The organism is Pseudomonas sp. TH31 (assembly GCF_016650815.1).
Lineage (GTDB): Bacteria > Pseudomonadota > Gammaproteobacteria > Pseudomonadales > Pseudomonadaceae > Aquipseudomonas.
In genome coordinates this window covers 109,812-130,979 of record NZ_JAEKEZ010000034.1, presented here as the reverse complement: position 1 = coordinate 130,979, position 21,168 = coordinate 109,812, and the positions used below count along the sequence as shown (strand labels likewise).

Annotated in this window: 15 protein-coding genes and 2 pseudogenes; 11 read left to right on the top strand and 6 right to left on the bottom strand. The window is 60.3% G+C overall.

Translation table 11 applies throughout. The features are described from left to right. The first annotated feature begins 90 nt into the window (after positions 1–90). The 9 genes and pseudogenes from nuoG to JFV26_RS29005 all read left to right on the top strand — a co-directional run bounded on the left by nuoG (position 91) and on the right by JFV26_RS29005 (position 11,462). Positions 91–2,805, top strand: coding sequence for an NADH-quinone oxidoreductase subunit NuoG (gene nuoG, locus JFV26_RS29045; RefSeq protein WP_201197115.1), 2,715 nt, complete (start codon positions 91–93; stop codon positions 2,803–2,805). Continuing rightward, positions 2,802–3,809 carry an NADH-quinone oxidoreductase subunit NuoH gene (gene nuoH / locus JFV26_RS29040; RefSeq protein ID WP_201197114.1) on the top strand — a complete coding sequence of 336 codons (1,008 nt, stop codon included), beginning with the start codon at positions 2,802–2,804 and terminating at the stop codon, positions 3,807–3,809. Before nuoG ends, nuoH begins: the two co-directional genes overlap by 4 nt. 12 nt (positions 3,810–3,821) lie before the next feature. Next, positions 3,822–4,367 (top strand): NADH-quinone oxidoreductase subunit NuoI, encoded by a 546-nt coding sequence (gene nuoI / locus JFV26_RS29035; protein WP_201197113.1) that lies wholly within the window; start codon positions 3,822–3,824, stop codon positions 4,365–4,367. 9 nt (positions 4,368–4,376) lie between these two features. Continuing rightward, positions 4,377–4,877, top strand: coding sequence for an NADH-quinone oxidoreductase subunit J (gene nuoJ, locus JFV26_RS29030; protein ID WP_201197112.1), 501 nt, complete (start codon positions 4,377–4,379; stop codon positions 4,875–4,877). A gap of 3 nt (positions 4,878–4,880) precedes the next feature. Then, complete coding sequence (nuoK, locus tag JFV26_RS29025) at positions 4,881–5,189, top strand: NADH-quinone oxidoreductase subunit NuoK (protein ID WP_010458852.1); 309 nt, start codon at positions 4,881–4,883, stop codon at positions 5,187–5,189. Next, positions 5,186–7,038, top strand: a pseudogene (gene nuoL / locus JFV26_RS29020) (NADH-quinone oxidoreductase subunit L). Before nuoK ends, nuoL begins: the two are co-directional and overlap by 4 nt. 40 nt (positions 7,039–7,078) lie before the next feature. Next, positions 7,079–8,611: an NADH-quinone oxidoreductase subunit M gene (nuoM, locus tag JFV26_RS29015; protein WP_201197111.1), complete on the top strand. Its 1,533-nt coding sequence runs from the start codon at positions 7,079–7,081 to the stop codon at positions 8,609–8,611. A gap of 7 nt (positions 8,612–8,618) precedes the next feature. After that, the gene (gene nuoN, locus JFV26_RS29010; RefSeq protein WP_201197110.1) at positions 8,619–10,082 is read left to right on the top strand and encodes an NADH-quinone oxidoreductase subunit NuoN; all 1,464 of its coding nucleotides are present in this window, start codon (positions 8,619–8,621) and stop codon (positions 10,080–10,082) included. 507 nt (positions 10,083–10,589) lie between these two features. Continuing rightward, a complete protein-coding gene (locus JFV26_RS29005) occupies positions 10,590–11,462 on the top strand; it encodes an undecaprenyl-diphosphate phosphatase (RefSeq protein WP_201197109.1) in 873 nt (290 codons plus the stop codon). Positions 11,463–11,543: 81 nt separating this feature from the next. Here JFV26_RS29005 and cysS read toward each other — a convergent pair. Together cysS and JFV26_RS28995 are read right to left on the bottom strand one after the other, a co-directional pair. Continuing rightward, positions 11,544–12,925, bottom strand: a pseudogene (gene cysS, locus JFV26_RS29000) (cysteine--tRNA ligase). Between the two features lie 15 nt (positions 12,926–12,940). After that, positions 12,941–14,641 (bottom strand): glutamine--tRNA ligase/YqeY domain fusion protein, encoded by a 1,701-nt coding sequence (locus JFV26_RS28995; protein ID WP_201197108.1) that lies wholly within the window; start codon positions 14,639–14,641, stop codon positions 12,941–12,943. Between the two features lie 268 nt (positions 14,642–14,909). On the opposite strand from JFV26_RS28995, the gene JFV26_RS28990 reads away from it, so the two are divergent. Further along, positions 14,910–15,413, top strand: coding sequence for a peptidylprolyl isomerase (locus JFV26_RS28990; protein ID WP_201197107.1), 504 nt, complete (start codon positions 14,910–14,912; stop codon positions 15,411–15,413). Further along, entirely contained in the window at positions 15,410–16,138 is a 729-nt protein-coding gene (lpxH, locus tag JFV26_RS28985) for a UDP-2,3-diacylglucosamine diphosphatase (protein WP_201197106.1), read from the top strand. The genes JFV26_RS28990 and lpxH overlap by 4 nt, the downstream gene beginning before the upstream one ends. Positions 16,139–16,235: 97 nt before the next feature. Here lpxH and JFV26_RS28980 read toward each other — a convergent pair whose 3' ends face one another. The 4 genes from JFV26_RS28980 to JFV26_RS28965 all read right to left on the bottom strand — a co-directional run bounded on the left by JFV26_RS28980 (position 16,236) and on the right by JFV26_RS28965 (position 21,003). Continuing rightward, positions 16,236–17,765, bottom strand: a complete 1,530-nt coding sequence (locus JFV26_RS28980; protein ID WP_201197105.1) for a DHA2 family efflux MFS transporter permease subunit — start codon at positions 17,763–17,765, stop codon at positions 16,236–16,238. A gap of 65 nt (positions 17,766–17,830) precedes the next feature. Continuing rightward, the gene (locus JFV26_RS28975; RefSeq protein WP_201197104.1) at positions 17,831–19,048 is read right to left on the bottom strand and encodes an HlyD family secretion protein; all 1,218 of its coding nucleotides are present in this window, start codon (positions 19,046–19,048) and stop codon (positions 17,831–17,833) included. A 15-nt stretch (positions 19,049–19,063) separates the two neighbouring features. Then, positions 19,064–20,533 (bottom strand): efflux transporter outer membrane subunit, encoded by a 1,470-nt coding sequence (locus tag JFV26_RS28970; RefSeq protein WP_201197103.1) that lies wholly within the window; start codon positions 20,531–20,533, stop codon positions 19,064–19,066. Beyond that, positions 20,530–21,003 (bottom strand): MarR family winged helix-turn-helix transcriptional regulator, encoded by a 474-nt coding sequence (locus JFV26_RS28965; RefSeq protein ID WP_201197102.1) that lies wholly within the window; start codon positions 21,001–21,003, stop codon positions 20,530–20,532. The genes JFV26_RS28970 and JFV26_RS28965 overlap by 4 nt, the downstream gene beginning before the upstream one ends. Positions 21,004–21,168 lie beyond the last annotated feature (165 nt).

Sequence of the window (21,168 nt, the reverse complement as noted above, 5' to 3'; positions counted from 1 at the left end):
GACGCCTTCATCGGCTGTGTTGATTCACACGAATAACAAGATTCCATTAGCCACGCCCGCTGACACCGGGCCAACGAAGAACTTTGAACCATGGCCACTATCCACGTAGACGGCAAAGAGCTCGAAGTCGATGGGGCAGACAACCTGTTACAGGCATGTCTGTCGCTAGGCCTCGATATCCCTTATTTCTGCTGGCACCCAGCCCTTGGCAGCGTTGGCGCTTGCCGCCAGTGCGCGGTCAAGCAGTACACCGACGCCAACGACACCCGTGGTCGGATCGTCATGTCCTGCATGACCCCCGCCACCGACGGCAGCTGGATCTCCATCGAAGACGAGGAAGCGAAAGTATTTCGCGCCAGCGTCGTCGAATGGCTGATGACCAACCACCCTCACGACTGCCCGGTCTGTGAAGAAGGCGGTCACTGCCACCTGCAAGACATGACGGTAATGACCGGCCACAACGAGCGCCGTTACCGCTTCACCAAGCGTACTCACCAAAACCAGCAACTGGGCCCGTTCATTTCCCACGAGATGAACCGCTGCATCGCTTGCTACCGCTGCGTGCGCTTCTATAAGGATTACGCTGGCGGCACCGACCTCGGTGTATTCGGCGCCCACGACAACGTGTACTTCGGTCGCGTTGAAGACGGCGTGCTGGAAAGCGAGTTCTCCGGCAACCTCACCGAGGTCTGCCCGACCGGTGTGTTCACCGACAAGACTCACTCCGAGCGCTACAACCGCAAGTGGGACATGCAGTTCTCGCCGAGCATCTGCCATGGCTGCTCCAGCGGTTGCAACATTTCCCCGGGCGAGCGCTACGGTGAACTGCGTCGTATCGAAAACCGCTTCAACGGTTCGGTCAACCAGTACTTCCTGTGCGACCGTGGCCGTTTCGGCTATGGCTACGTCAACCGCGAAGACCGCCCGCGTCAGCCACTGCTGGCCAACGGCGCCAAGCTGAGCCTCGACGAAGCACTGGATAAAGCCTCTGACCTGCTGCGCGGCCGCAACATCGTCGGTATCGGTTCGCCACGTGCCAGCCTCGAAAGCAACTTCGCGTTGCGTGAACTGGTCGGCGCCGAGCACTTCTACTCCGGTATCGAAGCCGCCGAACTGGATCGCATCCGCCTGGTCATGCAAGTGCTGAAAGACAGCCCGCTGCCGATCCCGAACATGCGCGACATCGAAGACCACGACGCGATCTTCGTCCTCGGTGAAGACCTGACCCAGACGGCTGCGCGCATGGCCCTGTCCCTGCGTCAATCGGTCAAGGGCAAAGCCGAAGACATGGCCGACGCCATGCGCGTTCAGCCGTGGCTCGATGCCGCGGTGAAGAACATCGGCCAGCATGAGATGAACCCACTGTTCATCGCCAGCCTGGCTGAAACCAAGCTCGACGACATCGCCGAAGAATGCGTTCACGCGGCCCCGGACGACCTGGCCCGCATCGGTTTCGCCGTGGCTCACGCCCTCGACGCCAGCGCACCGGCCGTTGAAGGCCTGGACGCTGAAGCCGTTGAACTGGCTCAACGCATCGCCAATGCCCTGCTGGCCGCCAAGCGTCCGTTGATCATTGCCGGTACTTCGTTGGGCTCCAAAGCGCTGATCGAAGCGGCGGCAAACATTGCCAAGGCCCTGAAGCTGCGCGAGAAGAACGGTTCCATCAGCCTGATCGTGCCAGAGGCCAACAGCCTTGGCCTGGCCATGCTCGGTGGCAATTCGGTCGACGACGCGCTGCAAGCGGTGATCGATGGCAAGGCCGACGCCATCGTCGTGCTGGAAAACGATCTGTACACCCGTACCGACAAAGCCCGTGTCGATGCTGCCCTGAACGCCGCGAAAGTGGTGATCGTGGCCGACCACCAGAAGACCGCTACCAGCGATCGCGCACACCTGGTTCTGCCAGCTGCCAGCTTTGCTGAAGGCGACGGTACCTTGGTCAGCCAGGAAGGCCGCGCCCAGCGCTTCTTCCAGGTGTTCGACCCGAAATACATGGACGCGAGCATCCTGGTTCACGAAGGCTGGCGCTGGCTGCACGCCCTGCGCGCGACCCTGCTGAATCAGCCGATCGACTGGACTCAGCTGGACCACGTCACCGCAGCAGTCGCTTCGAGCACGCCGCAACTGGCGCGCATCGTTGATGCTGCACCGTCCGCCGCGTTCCGTATCAAGGGCATGAAACTGGCCCGCGAACCGCTACGTTATTCCGGTCGTACCGCCATGCGCGCTGACATCAGCGTTCACGAACCGCGTACCCCGCAAGACAACGACACCGCGTTCAACTTCTCGATGGAAGGTTACTCGGGCTCGGTCGAACCGCGTCAGCAAGTGCCGTTTGCCTGGTCGCCGGGCTGGAACTCGCCGCAAGCCTGGAACAAGTTCCAGGACGAAGTCGGTGGTCACATCCGTGCTGGCGATCCGGGTACCCGCCTGATCGAAAGCACCGGTGATTCTCTGAACTGGTTCGCCAGTGTTCCGCGCGCGTTCAACCCGGCTCAAGGGACCTGGCAGGTCGTGCCGTTCTTCCACCTGCTCGGCAGCGAAGAGACCTCTTCCAAAGCCGCACCGGTTCAGGAACGTATCCCGGCCGCCTACGTCGCACTGGCCAAATCCGAAGCCGATCGCCTGGGTGTCAACGAGGGCGCAATGCTCAGCTTGACCGTAGAGGGCCAGACCTTGCGTCTGCCACTGCGTATCAACGAAGAGCTGGGCGCTGGCCTGGTGGCATTGCCTGCGGGTATCGCCGGCATTCCAGCGGCGATCTTTGGCAAAACCGTTGACGGTCTGCAGGAGGCAGCTCAATGACCTGGTTCACGCCTGAAGTGATCGACGTAATCATCGCCGTCCTCAAGGCCATCGTGATTCTGCTCGCCGTCGTTGTTTGCGGCGCGCTGCTGAGCTGGGTCGAGCGTCGCCTGCTCGCCCTCTGGCAGGACCGTTACGGTCCGAACCGCGTCGGCCCGTTCGGCGCGTTCCAGATTGCCGCCGACATGATCAAGATGTTCTTCAAGGAAGACTGGACGCCGCCGTTCGCCGACAAGATGATCTTCACCCTGGCGCCGGTCGTGGCCATGAGCGCCCTGCTGATTGCCTTTGCGATCATCCCGATCACCCCGACCTGGGGCGTGGCGGATCTGAACATCGGCATCCTGTTCTTCTTCGCCATGGCCGGCCTGTCGGTCTACGCCGTGTTGTTCGCCGGTTGGTCGAGTAACAACAAGTTCGCCCTGCTGGGCAGCTTGCGGGCCTCGGCACAAACCGTGTCGTACGAAGTGTTCATGGGCCTGTCGTTGATGGGCATCGTGATCCAGGTCGGCTCGTTCAACATGCGCGACATCGTCGATTATCAAGCCCAGCACCTGTGGTTCATCATTCCGCAGATCTTCGGTTTCCTGACCTTCTTCATTGCTGGCGTCGCCGTGACTCACCGTCACCCGTTCGACCAGCCGGAAGCGGAGCAGGAACTGGCCGACGGTTACCACATTGAATACGCCGGCATGAAATGGGGCATGTTCTTCGTCGGTGAGTACATCGGCATCGTGTTGGTTTCGGCGCTGCTGGTGACCTTGTTCTTCGGTGGCTGGCACGGTCCGTTCGGCATTCTGCCGCAGATCCCGTTCCTCTGGTTCGCGCTCAAAACCGCGTTCTTCATCATGATCTTCATCCTGCTGCGCGCCTCGATTCCGCGCCCACGGTATGACCAAGTGATGGATTTCAGCTGGAAGTTCTGCCTGCCGCTGACCCTCGTCAACATGCTGGTGACCGCTGCGATCGTGTTGCTCAACACGCCCGCCGTCGCGGCTCAGTGAGGATAGAGAATCATGAAGTACATTTTTGACATCGTGCATGGCTTCTTCACCCAGCTTCGCAGCCTGGTGATGATCTTCGGCCACGCCTTCCGCAAGCGCGACACGCTGCAGTACCCGGAAGAAGCCGTGTACCTGCCGCCGCGCTACCGTGGCCGTATCGTCCTGACCCGCGACCCTGATGGCGAAGAGCGTTGTGTAGCCTGCAACCTGTGCGCCGTGGCCTGCCCGGTCGGTTGCATCTCGCTGCAGAAAGCCGAAACCGAAGACGGTCGCTGGTACCCGGACTTCTTCCGCATCAACTTCTCGCGCTGCATCTTTTGCGGCCTCTGCGAGGAAGCCTGCCCGACCACCGCGATCCAGCTGACACCGGATTTCGAGATGGCCGAGTTCAAACGTCAGGACCTGGTTTACGAGAAAGAAGATCTGCTGATCTCCGGCCCCGGCAAAAACCCTGATTACAACTTCTATCGTGTTGCAGGTATGGCGATTGCCGGGAAGCCGAAAGGCGCCGCGCAGAATGAAGCCCAGCCGATCAACGTGAAGAGCTTGCTGCCTTAAGGAAGAAAGATGGAATTCGCTTTCTATTTCGCATCGGGTATCGCTGTGGTGTCCACGCTTCGCGTGATCACCAACACCAACCCTGTGCACGCCCTGCTCTACCTGATCATTTCGCTGATTGCCGTGGCGATGACCTTTTTCGCCCTCGGCGCACCGTTTGCCGGTGTGCTGGAAGTGATCGCCTACGCTGGCGCCATCATGGTGCTGTTCGTGTTCGTGGTGATGATGCTGAACCTCGGTCCCGCCTCGGTTCAGCAAGAGCGCGTCTGGCTCAAGCCCGGTATCTGGATCGGCCCGGTGATTCTCGGCGCCCTGCTGCTGGCTGAACTGCTGTATGTACTGTTCAGCCACTCCAGCGGCCAGGCCATCGGCCACACCACCGTAGACGCCAAGGCCGTGGGCATCAGCCTGTTCGGCCCGTATCTGCTGGTGGTCGAACTCGCCTCGATGTTGCTGCTCGCCGCAGCCGTCACGGCGTTCCACTTGGGCCGTAACGAGGCTAAGGAGTAAGTCATGCCTGCTATCCCTCTCGAGCATGGATTAGCCGTTGCCGGCATCCTGTTCTGCCTCGGTCTGGTCGGCCTGATGGTCCGCCGCAACATTCTCTTCGTGTTGATGAGCCTGGAGATCATGATGAATGCCTCCGCTTTGGCGTTCATCGTTGCCGGTAGCCGCTGGGGTCAGCCGGATGGACAGATCATGTTCATCCTGGTGATCAGCCTGGCAGCCGCCGAGGCCAGTATTGGCCTGGCGATTCTGTTGCAGCTGTATCGCCGCTTCCACACTCTCGATATCGACGCTGCCAGCGAGATGCGCGGATGAATCTTCTCTATCTGACTTTCGTATTCCCTCTTATAGGTTTCCTGCTGCTGTCGTTCTCTCGCGGCCGCTTCTCGGAAAACCTGTCGGCGCTGATTGGCGTCGGTTCCATTGGCCTGTCGGCGATCGTCGCCGCTTATGTGATCTGGCAATTCAACGTCGCCCCGCCAGAAGGCGGTCACTACACCCAGGTGTTGTGGCAGTGGATGGCCGTTGAAGGCTTCACGCCTAACTTCGCGCTGTACCTGGATGGCCTGTCCGTGACCATGCTCGGTGTGGTCGTCGGCGTCGGCTTCCTGATCCACCTGTTTGCGTCGTGGTACATGCGCGGTGAAGATGGTTACTCACGCTTCTTCGCCTACACCAACCTGTTTATCGCCAGCATGCTGTTCCTGATCCTGGGCGATAACCTGTTGTTCCTGTACTTCGGCTGGGAAGGCGTGGGCCTGTGCTCGTACCTGTTGATCGGTTTCTACTACAGCAACCGCAACAACGGTAACGCTGCACTCAAAGCCTTTATCGTCACCCGTATCGGCGACGTGTTCATGGCCATCGGCCTGTTCATCCTGTTCCAACAGTTGGGCACGTTGAACATCCAGGAACTGCTGGTCAAGGCACCTGAGCACTTTAAGGTCGGCGACTTCTGGATCGTTCTGGCGACCCTGATGCTGCTGGGCGGCGCGGTCGGTAAATCGGCGCAACTGCCGCTGCAAACCTGGCTGGCGGATGCGATGGCCGGTCCTACCCCGGTTTCGGCACTGATCCACGCCGCGACCATGGTGACCGCAGGCGTTTACTTGATTGCCCGTACTCACGGCTTGTTCGCCCTGGCGCCGGATATCCTGCACCTGGTCGGCATTGTCGGCGGCGTGACCCTGGTACTCGCCGGTTTTGCCGCACTGGTCCAGACCGACATCAAACGCATCCTCGCCTACTCGACCATGAGCCAGATCGGCTACATGTTCCTGGCGCTGGGCGTTGGTGCATGGGAAGGCGCGATCTTCCACCTGATGACCCACGCCTTCTTCAAGGCGCTGCTGTTCCTTGCGTCCGGTGCGGTGATCGTTGCCTGCCACCACGAGCAGAACATCTTCAAGATGGGCGGTCTGTGGAAGAAACTGCCACTGGCCTACACCAGCTTCATCGTCGGCGGCGCGGCCCTGTCTGCCCTGCCACTGGTGACCGCGGGCTTCTACTCCAAGGACGAAATCCTCTGGGAAGCGTTCGCCAGCGGCAACCACGGTCTGCTGTATGCAGGCCTGGTCGGCGCGTTCATGACTTCGCTGTACACCTTCCGCCTGATCTTCATCGCGTTCCACGGTGAAGCGAAGACCGAAGCCCACGCCGGTCACGGCATCGCTCACTGGCTGCCACTGTCGGTGCTGATCGTGCTGTCGACCTTCGTCGGCGCGATGATCGTTCCGCCACTGCACGGTGTGTTGCCAGAGAGCGTCGGCCATGCCGGCGGCGAAGCCAAGCACAGTCTGGAAATCGCTTCGGGCGCCATCGCCCTGGCCGGTATCCTGCTGGCCGCGCTGCTGTTCCTCGGCAAGCGTCGTTTCGTCACTGCTATCGCCAACAGCGGCATCGGCCGCTTCCTTTCGGCCTGGTGGTTCGCTGCCTGGGGCTTCGACTGGATCTACGACAAACTGTTCGTCAAGCCATACCTTGCGATCAGCCACGTACTGCGCAAAGACCCGCTCGATCAGACCATCGGTTTGATCCCGCGTATGGCCAAGGGGGTCACACCGCCCTGAGCCGTACCGAAACCGGTCAACTGCGCTGGTACGCGGCATCGATGGCAGCCGGCTCCGTGCTGGTCATCGGCGCCATCGTGCTGGTAGCGGTCTGAATATGAACCTTGCGAACTTGCGAAAGGAATTGAGCCCGTCATGATTCTGCCTTGGCTAATCCTGATCCCCTTCATCGGCGGCCTGCTGTGCTGGATGGGTGAGCGCTTCGGCGCTACCCTCCCCCGCTGGATTGCGCTGTTGACCATGACCCTGGAACTCGCACTCGGCCTCTGGCTGTGGGCCCACGGTAATTACTCATTTGCACCGGCGCCTGGCGCCGATCCGGTCTGGGCGCTTGAGTTCAAGCACATCTGGATTCAGCGCTTCGGCATCAGCGTGCACCTGGCCCTCGACGGCCTGTCGTTGCTGATGATCCTGCTGACCGGTCTGCTGGGTATCCTCTCGGTACTCTGCTCGTGGAAAGAGATCCAGCGTCACGTTGGCTTCTTCCACCTGAACCTGATGTGGATCCTGGGCGGTGTCGTCGGCGTGTTCCTCGCCCTCGACCTGTTCATGTTCTTCTTCTTCTGGGAAATGATGCTGGTGCCGATGTACTTCCTCATCGCGCTCTGGGGTCACAGTTCTTCGGACGGCAAGAAAACCCGGATCTACGCGGCGACCAAGTTCTTCATCTTCACTCAGGCGTCCGGCCTGATCATGTTGGTGGCGATCCTGGGTCTGGTGCTGGTCAACTTCAACAGCACCGGCGTGATCACGTTCAACTACGCCGACCTGCTGAAAACCAAGATGTCGCTCACCACCGAGTACATCCTGATGCTCGGCTTCTTCATCGCCTTCGCGGTGAAGCTGCCGGTCGTACCGTTCCACTCCTGGTTGCCTGATGCTCACGCCCAGGCGCCAACCGCAGGTTCGGTCGACCTGGCCGGTATCTTGTTGAAGACGGCGGCTTACGGCCTGCTGCGTTTCGCCCTGCCGCTGTTCCCGAATGCCTCGGCCGAGTTTGCGCCGATCGCCATGACCCTCGGTCTGGTCGGGATCTTCTACGGTGCGTTCCTGGCGTTCGCCCAAACCGACATCAAGCGCCTGATTGCCTTCTCATCCGTTTCCCACATGGGCTTCGTCCTGATCGGCATCTACTCCGGCAGCCAACTGGCGCTGCAAGGCGCCGTGATGCAGATGCTGGCGCACGGTGTTTCGGCCGCGGCACTCTTTATCCTCAGTGGTCAGCTGTACGAACGCACCCACACCCGCGATATGCGTGAAATGGGTGGTTTGTGGTCGAAGATCGCTTACCTGCCGGCCATCAGCCTGTTCTTCGCAGCCGCGTCGCTGGGCTTGCCGGGTACCGGTAACTTCGTCGGTGAGTTCCTGATCCTGATCGGCACCTTCGCTGCTGCACCGTGGATCACCGCGATTGCCACCTCTGGCCTGGTGTTCGGTTCGGTCTACTCGCTGATCATGATCCACCGCGCCTACTTCGGCCCTTCCAAATCGGATGCGGTGTTGCATGGCATGGATGGTCGCGAACTGATCATGGTGGTCGGGCTTGCGATGCTGCTGATTTACATCGGCGTGTACCCGCAACCGTTCCTCGACACCTCTGCCGCGACGATGCATGGCGTGCAGCAGTGGCTCGGCACCGCCTTCACTCAACTCGCTTCGGCCCGGTAAGAGCGCTATGGAATTCACGACTCAACACTTTATCGCGCTCGCGCCATTGTTGATCACCACCGCCACGATCATCGTGGTGATGTTGGCCATCGCCTGGCGCCGCAATCACTCGCAGACCTTCCTGATTTCCGTGGCGGGCCTGAACCTGGCGTTGCTGTCGATCCTGCCAGCCTTGAAAGTCGCGCCCCTGGCCGTGACCCCGCTGCTGCAAATCGATAGCTTCGCTTGCTTGTACATGGCGCTGATCCTGGTCGCCACCCTCGCTTGTGTGACCCTCGCCCACGCCTACCTCGGTGATGGCGGCACGGGTTACCCGGGCAACCGTGAAGAACTGTACCTGCTGATCCTGATGGCCGCCGCCGGTGGCCTGGTGCTGGTCAGCGCGCAGCACCTGGCCGGGTTGTTCATCGGTCTGGAACTGTTGTCGGTGCCGGTCTACGGTCTGGTGGCTTACGCCTTCTTCAACAAGCGTTCGCTGGAAGCCGGCATCAAGTACATGGTGCTGTCGGCCGCCGGCTCCGCGTTCCTGTTGTTCGGTATGGCCCTGCTCTACGCCGACGCAGGCTCCCTGAGCTTCGTCGGTATCGGTCAGGCGCTGGCGTCTACCGGCCTGCCAAGCTCGCTGGCGCAAATGGGCCTGGGCATGATGCTGATCGGCCTGGCGTTCAAGCTGTCGCTGGTACCGTTCCACCTGTGGACCCCGGACGTCTACGAAGGGGCTCCGGCACCGGTGGCCGCGTTCCTGGCGACCGCTTCCAAAGTCGCCGTGTTTGCGGTGATGGTGCGTCTGTTCCAGATCTCCCCAGCGGCGAGCAGCGGTGTGCTAAGCGACGTGCTGACCATCATCGCCATTGCGTCGATTCTGTTCGGTAACTTGCTGGCACTGACCCAAAACAACCTCAAGCGTCTGCTGGGCTACTCGTCCATCGCTCACTTCGGTTACCTGCTGATCGCCCTGGTGGCGAGCAAAGGTCTGGCCGTGGAAGCCATTGGCGTGTACCTGGTCACCTACGTGATCACCAGCCTCGGCGCCTTCGGCGTGATCACCCTGATGTCCTCGCCATACAAGGGCCGTGACGCAGATGCCCTGTACGAATACCGCGGCCTGTTCTGGCGTCGTCCGTACCTGACCGCCGTACTGACCGTGATGATGCTGTCCCTGGCCGGTATCCCGCTGACCGCGGGCTTCATCGGCAAGTTCTACATCATTGCTACCGGCGTCGAATCGCACCAATGGTGGCTGGTCGGTTCCCTGGTACTGGGTAGCGCCATCGGCGTCTTCTACTACCTGCGCGTGATGGTCACCCTGTACCTGATCGAGCCGAACCTGCGTCGCCACGATGCGCAACTGCACTGGGAACAACGTGCAGGCGGCGTGATGCTGCTGGCCATCGCCGCACTGGCGTTCTTCCTCGGCCTGTATCCACAGCCGTTGCTGACGCTGGTTCAGCAGGCAGTGCTGGCGGGTTGATCGTTTAGCGATACTCGGTAGAAAACAGGAACGGCACCTTCGGGTGCCGTTTTTGCGTTTTGGGGTTGAGGATCAAGAGATCGCAGCCTTCGGCAGCTCCTACGCGATCAGCGCCCTCGCGCACATTCGCGGTTGAACACCGTCCCTGTAGGAGCTGCCGAAGGCTGCGATCTTTTGATCTTGCGCGCTCATCCCACCCCGCCCATATAAAGAATTCCCTCGCGTCCTGCATCCAGATCCGAGCTGTGATCGGACTGTAACGACTTGACCGAATTGGCAAGGACGGATGCCTTGAGCTATTCGATTCTTGCGATAGAAATATACGCAGTTAACGTACAGAACATGGATGCTCGGCGAGCGTTCAAGACCAATTTTGTTAACCAAGCACCCTGCGCCCATCAGGGAGTTGACTGTGCCGACTAAACGTGACGAAATGTTTCAGCTTTTAGATTCTCTTGCCTTGAACCAAACACCTCCCTCCCCTCTTATTCTCACAGGATAAGTGCTTTGACAAACATCTGTTCCGCCGGCCTTGATATCGGCTTCGCCTCACTGGATTACCTGCAAATCGGCATCCTGGGCATCATTCAAGGCATCACCGAGTTGTTGCCCGTTTCTTCCACTGCGCATATGCGAATCGTACCTGCCCTGCTTGGCTGGCCTGATCCGGGATCGGCGTTTTCCGCCGCCATGCAACTGGCCGCACTGGCGGCTGTTGTCAGTTACTTCTGGCGGGATGTGAGGCAGGTTGTGACCGGCAGCATAGGTGCCGTGCGCCAGGGTGATTACAACAACCAGTGGTTCAAGCTGGCCGTTGCCATCGTGCTGGCGACCATTCCGATCGGCATTGCCGGCATCGCCTTGTCATCGACACTGAACGCCTGTAACTCCCCGCTGAGAGGCCTGATGGTGATCGGGATCTCCTGCGTGGTGATGGCCGTTTTGCTGGCGGCCGCCGAACTCAGTTGCCGTCACCGGCGCACCGTTGGCGAAATGCGTCTGCGCGATGCGCTGATTGTCGGTATTGCTCAGATCGGCGCGCTGATTCCTGGGGTTTCCCGCTCCGGCTCAACGCTGACAGCCGCGCTGTTCCTTAATTTCAAACGCGAAGAGGCAGCGCGTTTTTCCTTCCTGCTGGGTCTGCCCGCTATCGCCTTGGCCGGCCTGAAGGAACTGTGGGTGTTGTTCCATGCGCAGCTCCCGGCGGAGGCCTGGGCCCACCTGGTTTTTGGCCTGGTAGTCGCCAGCGTCTCGGCGTTTTTCGCCATCTGGGGCCTGATGAAGTTCCTGGAAAAATTCTCCACCTGGCCGTTTGTGATTTACCGCGCGGCGCTGGGTATTTTCCTGATTGTCGCCGTCAGTACCGGCCTCTTGAGCTGAGTCACCTCAAAGGCCTATCGAGCTACACCCAAAAACAAAAACCCGCACAAGGCGGGTTTTTGTTTGCAACGAATAAAGCAATCAGTCAGCCAGACGCCAGGTCGTGCCGCCCTTGCCGTCTTCCAGCACCACGCCCATGGCGGTGAGCTGGTCGCGGATGCGGTCGGATTCGGCCCAGTCTTTACCGGCACGAGCCGCCAGCCGCGCAGCAATCAGCGCATCAACTTGCGCAGCATCAACCCGGCCTTCAGCGCCGGCCTGCAAGAAGTCATCGGCTTCGAGCTGCAGCACCCCCAGCACACTGGCCAGTTCCTTCAAGCGTGCCGCCAGACCTGCCGCCGCATTGAGATCGCTCTCGCGCAGACGGTTGATCTCGCGAACCATCTCGAATAGCACCGCGCAGGCTTCCGGTGTGCCGAAGTCGTCGTTCATCACCGTGGTGAAGCGCTCGACAAAAGCTTCGCCGCCGGCCGGTGCCACGCTCGGCAGGCCTTTCAACGCGTGGTAGAAACGCTCGAGTGCGCCCTTGGCGTCCTTGAGGTTGTCTTCCGAGTAGTTGATCGCACTGCGGTAGTGGCTCGACACCAGCAGGTAACGCACGACTTCCGGGTGGTACTTTTCCAGCACATCGCGAATGGTGAAGAAGTTGTTCAAGGACTTGGACATCTTCTCGCCATTGATGCGAATCATGCCGCAATGCATCCACGCGTTGGCGTAGGTCTTGCCGGTCGCCGCTTCGCTCTGGGCGATTTCGTTTTCATGGTGCGGGAACTCGAGGTCGCTGCCGCCGCCATGAATGTCGAAAGTCTCACCGAGGCAGCAGGTCGACATCACCGAGCACTCGATGTGCCAGCCCGGACGACCGTCGCCCCACGGCGATGGCCAGCTCGGCTCGCCCGGCTTGGCGCCTTTCCACAACACGAAGTCCAGCGGGTCCTGCTTGGACTCGTCGACTTCGATCCGCGCGCCGATGCGCAGGTCTTCAATCTTTTTGCGCGACAGCTTGCCGTAACCCATGAACTTGGCGACGCGGTAGTACACGTCGCCATTACCCGGGCGTAGGCGTAACCCTTGTCGATCAGGGTCTGGATCATGGTCTGCATGCCAGCGATATGATCGGTGGCCCGCGGTTCCATGTCCGGCTTGAGGATGTTGAGGCGCGCCTCGTCCTCGTGCATCGCAGTGATCATGCGCTCGGTCAGCACGTCGAACGGCTCGCCGTTCTCCCTGGCCCGATTGATGATCTTGTCTTCGATGTCGGTAATGTTGCGCACATAGGTCAGGTTATAACCGCTGAACCGCAACCAGCGGGTCACCAGGTCAAACGCGACCATGCTGCGGCCATGGCCAATGTGGCAGTAGTCGTACACGGTCATCCCGCAGACGTACATGCGCACATTGTTGCCATCCAGCGGTTTGAAGACTTCTTTGCTCTTGGTGAGCGTGTTGTAGATCGTAAGCACTTTAGCTTCCTTGAATCACTGGCCCCACGAATCACGCAAGGTCACGGTACGGTTGAAGACCGGATGACCGGGTTTCGAGTCCTTGATGTCAGCGCAGAAGTAGCCTTCGCGCTCGAACTGGAAACGGTCTTCCGGCTGTGCATTGCCCAGCGAAGGCTCAGCACGACAACCAGTGAGAACTTGCAGCGAGTCAGGGTTGATGTTGTCCAGGAAACTGGCGCTGTCTTCGGCCTTCTCAGGGTTGGCCGAACGGAACAGACGATCGTACAGGCGCACTTCGCACTCGACGCTTGCAGCCGCCGGCACCCAGTGCACCACGCCTTTGACCTTGCGGCCTTCAGGGTTCTTGCCCAGTGTTTGCGGGTCGTAGGAGCAACGCAGTTCGACGATGTTGCCATCGGCGTCCTTGATCGCTTCGTCGGCGCGGATCACGTAGCTGCCGCGCAGACGCACTTCGCCGTTCGGTTCCAGGCGCTTGTAGCCTTTTGGCGGCTCTTCCATGAAGTCTTCACGGTCGATGTAGATCTCACGGGCGAACGGCAGAACGCGCACACCCATGTCTTCTTTCTGCGGATGACGCGGCAGTTCGAGGTTCTCGACCTGGTCTTCCGAGTAGTTGGTGATCACCACCTTCAACGGACGCAGCACGCACATGGCGCGCGGAGCGTTCTGGTCCAGATCCTGACGGATGCTGAACTCGAGCATGCCGAAATCGACGACGCCGTCAGAACGGTTGGTGCCGACCATGTCGCAGAAATTGCGGATCGACGCAGGCGTGTAGCCACGGCGGCGGAAGCCCGACAGCGTGGACATGCGCGGATCGTCCCAGCCGAACACGTGCTTTTCATCGACCAGTTGCTTGAGCTTGCGCTTGCTGGTGATGGTGTAGTTCAGGTTCAGGCGGCTGAACTCGTACTGGCGCGGGTGCGCCGGCACTGGCAAGGCGTCCAGGAACCACTCGTACAGCGGACGATGGCTTTCGAACTCCAGGGTGCAGATCGAGTGGGTGATGCCTTCGATGGCGTCCGACTGACCGTGGGTGAAGTCGTAGTTCGGGTAGATGCACCACTTGTCACCGGTCTGGTGGTGGTGAGCGTGACGGATGCGATACATGATCGGGTCGCGCAGGTTCATGTTCGGCGAGGCCATGTCGATCTTGGCCCGCAGTACACGTGCGCCGTCCTGGAATTCGCCGGCCTTCATGCGGGCGAACCAGTCGAGGTTTTCTTCCACCGAACGGTCACGGAACGGGCTGTTCTTGCCCGGCTCGGTCAGGCTGCCACGGTATTCCTTGGCTTGCTCCGGGCTCAGGTCATCAACGTAGGCCTTGCCGGCCTTGATCAGCTCGACGGCCCAGTCGTGCAACTGGTCGAAATACTGCGAGGCGTAGCGCACTTCGCCGGACCATTCAAAGCCCAGCCATTTGATGTCGCTTTCGATCGCGTCGATGTATTCCTGGTCTTCCTTGGCCGGGTTGGTGTCGTCGAAACGCAGGTGCGTGACACCGCCAAATTCCTGGGCCAGGCCGAAGTTCACGCAAATCGACTTGGCGTGACCAATGTGCAGGTAGCCGTTGGGCTCTGGCGGGAAACGGGTGACGATCTGCGTGTGCTTACCCGAGTCCAGGTCCGCCTGGATGATCGGGCGCAGGAAATTGACCGGCACAGCAGGGCCAGTCTTGGAATTCGAGGTAGGGTCGACAGTGGGCTTGCTCATAGGATCCTTGAACGTACGAGTGCGCGGCCGGAACTAAAGGCCTGACAAAACAAAGCCGCTATCATAGCCGATGCCGTCAAGCCGCTGACAGAGCAGGCCCTAAAACAGCTGCGTTTAATGCACCTGTTTTGAAAAACAGCCTCGAAATTCGCGCCTGTCGCGCTAAACTGCGCACCTTGGCTGCTGCTGGCCAAACCGGTTGAGGGCCCAAACGCCCCGAAACCCGCGAATTCATTGAAAACGCTTCTTTTATAAAGAGTCCCCGATCATGACCCAAGTCAAACTGACCACCAACCATGGCGACATCGTCCTGGAACTGAACGCTGAAAAGGCACCGCTGACCGTTGCCAACTTCATCGAGTACGTCAAGGCCGGCCACTACGAAAACACCGTTTTCCACCGTGTGATCGGTAACTTCATGATCCAGGGCGGCGGTTTCGAGCCAGGCATGAAAGAAAAGAAAGACAAGCGCCCAAGCATCCAGAACGAAGCTGACAACGGCCTGCCGAACGAGAAGTACACCGTGGCCATGGCGCGCACCATGGAGCCGCATTCGGCTTCCGCCCAGTTCTTCATCAACGTGGCTGACAACAGCTTCCTGAACCACAGCGCCAAGACCACTCAGGGCTGGGGCTACGCGGTATTCGCCAAAGTGGTTGCCGGCACCGACGTCGTCGACAAGATCAAAGGCGTGAGCACCACTTCCAAGTCCGGCCACCAGGACGTACCAGCAGACGACGTGATCATCGAGAAAGCCGAGATCATTGAGTGATATTGCTGATTTCAGACTTGCATCTGGAAGAGGAGCGCCCGGACATTACCCGGGCGTTTCTGGATTTGCTCGCCGGACGCGCCCGCACAGCGAGTGCGCTGTACATCCTCGGCGACTTTTTCGAGGCGTGGATTGGCGACGATGCCATGACGCCGTTCCAGCGTTCCATCTGCCAGGCCCTGCGCGCACTCAGCGACAGCGGCACGGCCATTTTTCTGATGCACGGCAATCGTGACTTCCTGCTCGGCAAGGCGTTCTGCAAAGAAGCCGGCTGTACGCTGTTGAAGGACCCGAGTGTCGTGCAGTTTTACGGCGAGCCGGTGCTTTTGATGCACGGCGACAGCCTCTGCACCCGCGACGTCGGCTATATGAAGCTGCGGCGCTACCTGCGCAACCCCATCACCCTGTTCATCCTCCGGCATCTGCCCTTGAGCACCCGGCATAAACTGGCGCGCAAGCTGCGCAGTGAAAGCCGTGCGCAGACGCGGATGAAGGCTAACGACATTGTCGATGTGACGCCGGACGAAGTGCCGCGGATCATGCAGGCATATGGCGTGAAAACCCTGATTCATGGGCATACCCACCGTCCAGCCATTCACAAGTTGCAGATTGGCGAGCAAGCGGCCAAACGCATCGTGCTGGGGGATTGGGATCGCCAGGGCTGGGCGTTGCAGGTGGATGAGAACGGGTTTGCGCTGGCACCGTTTGATTTTGGGACGTCTTAAAGATCAAAGATCGCAGCCTGCGGCAGCTCCTACAGATGTACACATAACCCTGTAGGAGCTGCCGCAGGCTGCGATCTTTTTAACAGGCGCCGCTAAATCAATGCCCAGACGCCGCAGGCCCGGCCTTCGCCGCAAACGGCGGTTTGGCCAGCCAGACGATCAGCATCAAGCCCATGAATCCCCAGCCCAGCAACGTGAAGTAGTCCACGGTGGAGAGCATGTACGCCTGGCTGGTCAGCACTTGATCGAGTTGCGCATACGCCGGGGTACCCGCCCCGCCCAGGGTGTTCAAGGCATCCCGGGTCGGTTGGTCATAGGTAGTGATGCTTTCGCTCAAGTACGCGTGATGCTGATCCGCCCGGCGAATCCAGATCCAGGTGGTCAACGACGCCGCGAAGCTACCGCCCAACGTCCGCAAGAACGTCGCCAGGCCCGCGCCGTCCGCGATCTGGCTTGGCGGCAAGTCCGACATCAAAATGCTCAAGGTCGGCATAAAGAACAGCGCCACGCCAATCCCCATGAACAGCTGCACCAACGCGATGTGCTGGAAATCGACCTCGTTGGTAAACCCGGCGCGCATAAAGCAGCTCAGGCCGATCGCCAGGAACGCCAGGCCGGCCAACAACCGCAGGTCGAATTTTTGCGCGTACTTGCCGACAAACGGCGACATCAGCACCGGCAGAATCCCGATCGGCGCCACCGCCAGACCGGCCCAGGTGGCGGTGTAGCCCATCTGGGTTTGCAGCCATTGCGGCAGGATCAGGTTGATGCCGAAGAACCCGGCATAACCCAGCACCAACACGATGGTGCCGATACGGAAGTTGCGGTAAGCGAACAGCCGCAGATTCACCACTGGGTGCTTATCAGTCATTTCCCAGATGATGAACACCGCCAGGGCAACCACTGAAATCGCCGCGCCAATGATGATGAAGTTCGATTCGAACCAGTCCAGGTCGTTGCCTTTGTCGAGGATCACCTGCAACGCCCCAACACCAATGATCAGCGTGATCAAACCGACATAATCCATCGGCTGACGGCTGGTTTCCACCGGACGCGCCTTGAGTTGCGAGCGCACCACCATCACCGCGAAGATCCCGATCGGCACGTTGATAAAGAAGATCCACGGCCAGCTATAGCTGTCGGTAATCCAGCCACCGAGAATCGGCCCGGCAATCGGCGCCACCACCGTGACCATCGCCAGCAACGCCAGGGCCATGCCGCGCCTGGCCGGGGGATAGACCGCGATCAACAGCGTCTGGGTCATCGGGTACAACGGCCCGGCCACCAGGCCTTGAAGTACACGGAAACCAATCAATTCCGGCATTGACGTCGAGATACCGCAGAGGAACGAGGCCAGCACAAACAGAATCGTGGCCCAGAGAAACAGCTTCACTTCACCGAAACGCCGGCTCAGCCAGCCAGTCAGTGGCAACGCAATGGCGTTACTGACCGCAAACGATGTGATGACCCAAGTGCCCTGCTCCGAGCTCACGCCCAGGTTGCCGGAAATCGTCGGCAAGGCCACGTTGGCAATGGTGGTGTCGAGCACTTGCATGAAGGTTGCCAGCGACAGGCCAATGGTGCTGAGCAGCAGGCTGGGCGGCGTGAAAGACGCGTTATTGCTCATCGCGAATCCTTTGAAACCAGGTGTGCGCGGCGCCGTTTAACCGGCGCCGCTGAGGGATTGGCGAATCAGCGTTGCGCGGTCTTGCTGACCGCAGCGCTGTTGTCATGGATCAACTGGGCGATCATCGCGTCGGCTTCAGTCAACTGGCGGTCATACACATTGGTGCTGAACGAAGCCTTTTGTGGCGGTTGTTGCGCCAGCACCGGGCCGCTCTGGTCGTGCAGGTTCACATCGACTTGGGTCGACAGACCGACGCGCAACGGGTGCTTGGTCAGTTCTTCGGCGTTGACGTGAATCCGCACCGGTACACGCTGGACGATCTTGATCCAGTTACCGGTGGCGTTTTGTGCTGGCAGCAACGCAAACGCGCTGCCGGTCCCGGCGCCGAGGCTGTCGATGGTGCCGCTGAACTTCACGTCGCTGCCGTACAGATCGGCTTCGATGTCCACCGGTTGGCCGATGCGCATGTCGCGCAGTTGGGTTTCCTTGAAGTTGGCGTCGATCCACAGTTGATCCAGTGGAATCACCGCCATCAGCGCCGTACCCGGCTGAACCCGCTGGCCCAATTGCACCGAGCGTTTGGCCACATAACCGGTGACCGGCGCGATCAAGGTACTGCGGGAATTATTCAGGTAAGCCTGACGCACTTGCGCGGCGGCCGACATCACGTCCGGGTGCGACGACACGACGGTGTCATCGACCAGCGCGCTGGTGGTCTTGAGCTGCTGCTGGGCATTGGCCAGGGCGTTTTGCGCCGAGGTCAGGTCGTCGCGAGCGTGGGACAGTTCTTCCTGGGAAATCGCGCCGCCAGCGGCGAGGTTTTTCCGGCGATTGAAGTTGTCCTGGGCTTTTTGCACGTTAGCCTGCTGGGCGTTGACCTGGGCTTTCATGCCGTCGACGTTACTGTACAAGCCGCGAACCTGGCGCACGGTGCGGGCCAGGTTGGCCTGGGCACTTTGCAGACCGACTTCGGCGTCGTTCGGGTCGAAGTTGACCAGCACCTGGCCTTCGTGGACCAGATCGCCATCGTCGGCGCCGATGCTCACCACGGTGCCGGTGACCAGCGGGGTGATTTCCACCACGTTACCGTTCACGTAGGCGTCGTCGGTGCTTTCATTCCAGCGACCGTAGAGTTCGTGGTAGGCCCAGACGCCGACACCGGCGAGGATCACCAGAATCGCCAGCACCGTCAGCATGATTTTGCGTTTGCGCGGGTTGCTGGTATCCGGGGCGTTTTCAGGCGCTTTGTTAGTTGGAGCGGAAGTCGTTTCGGCAGTGGCCATGACAGATACCTTGAATTAGTTGTTCAGCTTGGCGGGAGCTGGATTGGCCGAGGCGATGGTTTCACTCTGGAAACCGCCACCCAGCGCCTGCATCAGTTGGATCGACAGGTCGATCTGCTCGGCATTCAGGTTCGCCAGTTGGCGCTGGGCCTGGAGCAATTGCTGTTCGATGCTGAGCACGTCCAGGTAATTGCCAATGCCGGAACCGTAGCGCTGGACCACGGTGTTGTAAGAGTCCTGGGCAATCTCGGTGGCGTGCTGCTGGGCACCAATCTGCCGGCCGATATCGCGCAGCTGGTTGATGGTGTCACTGACATCACCCAGCGCCTTGACCAGGCTCTTGTTGTACTGCGCCACCGCCAGGTCATAGTCGGCGTCGCGGGCATCGAGGTTGGCGCGCAGGCGGCCACCGTCGAAAATCGGCACCGAAATCGTCGGTGCGATGTTGAAGAAGCGACTGGCCGAACCGAACATCGCGTCACCCAATAAGGATTCGGCACCGGCAGCGGCCGTAAGGTTCAGGTTGGGATAGAACTGGGTTTTGCTCGCGGCAATGTTCTTGCTCGCCGCCTCGACCCGCCAGCGCGCGGCTACCAGGTCCGGGCGACGACCGAGCAACTCGGCCGGCAGCACCGACGGCAAGGCCACGGCGCTGGCCTGAAGGATTTTCGGCCGGGCGATTTCGTTACCACGATCCGGACCTTTGCCGAGCAGTACGGCCAAGGCAATTTTGGCGCTGTTCAGGCGTTTTTCGGCGTCGATCAGGCTCGCTTCGGAGCTGGCTTCCAGGCTTTCGGTCTGCTGGAACTGGTACTGGCTGTCGATCCCGGAGTTCAAGCGGCGCTGGCTCAGGTCGAGCATTTGCTTGGTACGCTTGAGGTCGTCGTTGGCCAGGTCATAAACGATGTGCGCCTGCCCCAGGTCGCTGTAGGCCCGAGCCACGTCGGCAGACAAGGTCAGTTGCGCGGCTTGCTGATCGACTTCGGCGGCGCGGGCCTGGCCGAGTGCGGCTTCCCAGGCGTCACGCTGACCGCCCCAGAGGTCAAAGTTGTAGTTGAAATTGGCGCTGATGTTACGCACGGTGGCGTAGGTGTCGCCCTGCCCCGACGGGTCCTGATCCTTGGCCAGCCGCGAACGGCTGACGCCGGCGCTGGCATCGAGGGTCGGCATCCGTGCGGCGTCGGCGGCATACGCGGCGGCGCTGGCCTGGTGGGCGCGGGCTTCGGCGATTTGCATGTCCGGGCTGTCGTGCAAGGCTTCGCGGATCAGCCCGTCGAGTTGTGGGTCGCCGAGGCTTTTCCACCAGTCGCTTTTCGGCCAGGCCGCCGGCGACAAGGTCACGCCCGTAAGGGATTGCCCGGCCTTCAGGGTTTTCGCATCGAGGCTTTTGCCTTCGGTGTCCAAGCCGCTGTAACTGGCGCAACCGGCCAGGGTCATGGTCGCCAGCACCAGGCTCAGGCCGGTACGCAAGGTTTTACTGCTCATTTATCACCTACCCGCAGCAGCGTGATTGAGTCACCGGCTGCTACCAAGATTTTCTTCAGGATCAATTCCAGGGTTTTCAACTCGTCCGGGCTGATGGCGCCAGCCAGTTCATTCATGGCGTCGGCGCCGATGTGCGGCAGGCGGTCGGCGAGCTTCTGGCCTTCCTCAGTCAACATCAGTTGCACCTGGCGTCGGTCAGCCTCGGAGCGTTGACGGGCGAGAAATCCTTTCTGCTCCAGACGATCGAGCATGCGTGTCATCGAACCGCTGTCCAGCGACAGGTGACGGCACAGCTCGGCCGGGGTATCGACGCCGAACTGGGCCATGATGATCAGCACTTTGAACTGCGCGGCGGTGATGCCGTGGGGTTCCATGTGCGTGTCGATAATCCGGTCCTTGAGCAGCGCAGCGCGTCCCAGCAGGAGGCCGAGGTGGCAATTACGGAATTCGTCTGGGGTAAAATGCTTCATCTGGCCACCAATTAGCTGCCTAGGCAGAGAATGTATGTCGAGATGTTACTGCCTAGGCAGCGAATGTCAACGCAATAGTTAGGATGCTTTGTATTTAGCGGATAAATGGCGGGGCGCAAAAGCAAAAAGATCGTCCGAATGCGGCCCAAACCTTTGGCAGCTCCT